The following is a 1265-nucleotide window of genomic DNA, read 5'->3' on the forward strand; positions in this document are numbered from 1 at the left end:
TGAGCTCCTAGGTTCGGTGTTTGCGCGGGCTCTACAGGCGGATTTGAGCTTAAGTATTGATGAGTTAGCTATCCATAGTGAATTAGCGCAAGCGCGTTTGATTCGTATGTGGTTGAGTAAATTGAATGCAAACATGCCGAGTCAAACTCAATTGCGCTTGATTTGGCAAGAAGTGGCATTGGCACAACAAGATGCCAATCCAAAGCTTAAACTCAAACAAGGAGAGATCCGACGCTTCCAAAACAAATTGTACTGGGTTAGGCCTTATGCCGATGTGACGAGTTGGCAAGGCCATATCCAAATCGATGAGCCACTGATTTTACCAGAGAGTCTGGGGACGTTAACGCTTAGTTCGGGTTCTCATCAGCCAAATATTTCGCTGCCATCACACCCCGAGTTATTGAGGGTTACTTTCAATCCCGAAGGTTTGTCGGCACACCCCACAACACGTAGTCGCAGTCGTAAACTGAAAAAGTTATTCCAAGAATACAATGTGCCAAGTTGGTTACGTCGTCAGATCCCGATTTTGATGTACAAAGACCAAGTTGTTGCAGTCGCAGACTTGTTTGTGGATCAAACATTTAGTGGCCAAGACTGTGAACTCATTTGGCGCAAGCCTTTGTAATTCATGTCACAATATCGACCATAACTATCTCAAATAAAAAACGATTAGGTGAAGCAATGAAGAAAGTAATGATCGGTGCAGTGGCTGCACTAACCATGTTGAGTGGTCAAGCTCTGGCGGGTGATGCCGCTGCGGGACAAGCTAAAGCTGCAGTATGTGCGGCATGTCATGGCGCAGACGGTAACGCAACGATTCCAGGCTACCCAAATTTGAAAGGGCAAAACGAGCAGTACATCGTGAGCTCAATCAAAGCTTACAAAAACAAAGAACGGAACGGTGGTCTTGCTGCGGTAATGCAGGCTCAAGCGTCGCTGCTTTCTGATGACGATATTGCAAACCTTGCCGCTTACTACTCAAGTTTGAAGTAAGTAAAAAGCGCATTAACGCGTCGTTATCTTATTTCTACAAAACCAGAGCATTGCTCTGGTTTTGTTTTATCTCGAGTTAATAGACCTTATTGGGCTCAGGATTTTAGCCGATGAAGCAGAGACAAACATTGAATGTTATGAGACGCTAAACGATAATATGCGCAAACGATTGAAGCTCAAGGGATGAACATGAAAAAGATTGAAGCGATTATCAAGCCATTTAAATTGGATGATGTTCGAGAAGCACTTGCTGAAGTAGGCATCACAGGGAT

General features: G+C 44.4%; 3 protein-coding genes. All 3 read left to right on the plus strand.

What is annotated here, in order from left to right; all coding sequences use genetic code 11:
• A partial coding sequence (tilS, locus tag R7Z78_RS24415; protein WP_169643838.1) for a tRNA lysidine(34) synthetase TilS occupies positions 1-625 on the plus strand: 625 nt, incomplete at its 5' end.
• 56 nt (positions 626-681) lie between these two features.
• A complete protein-coding gene (locus R7Z78_RS24420) occupies positions 682-993 on the plus strand; it encodes a c-type cytochrome (RefSeq protein ID WP_025508723.1) in 312 nt (103 codons plus the stop codon).
• A gap of 189 nt (positions 994-1182) precedes the next feature.
• Positions 1183-1265: P-II family nitrogen regulator (locus R7Z78_RS24425; RefSeq protein ID WP_318117034.1), on the plus strand; the 83-nt coding region annotated here is incomplete at its 3' end.

Origin of the sequence: Vibrio sp. 1167 (assembly GCF_033340375.1) — a bacterium.
Classification (GTDB): domain Bacteria; phylum Pseudomonadota; class Gammaproteobacteria; order Enterobacterales; family Vibrionaceae; genus Vibrio; species Vibrio alginolyticus.

Excerpts from the sequence above, each read along its gene's own strand:
- R7Z78_RS24420 (WP_025508723.1), top strand. The coding sequence starts at position 682 with ATGAAGAAAGTAATGATCGGTGCAGTGGCTGCACTAACCATGTTGAGT.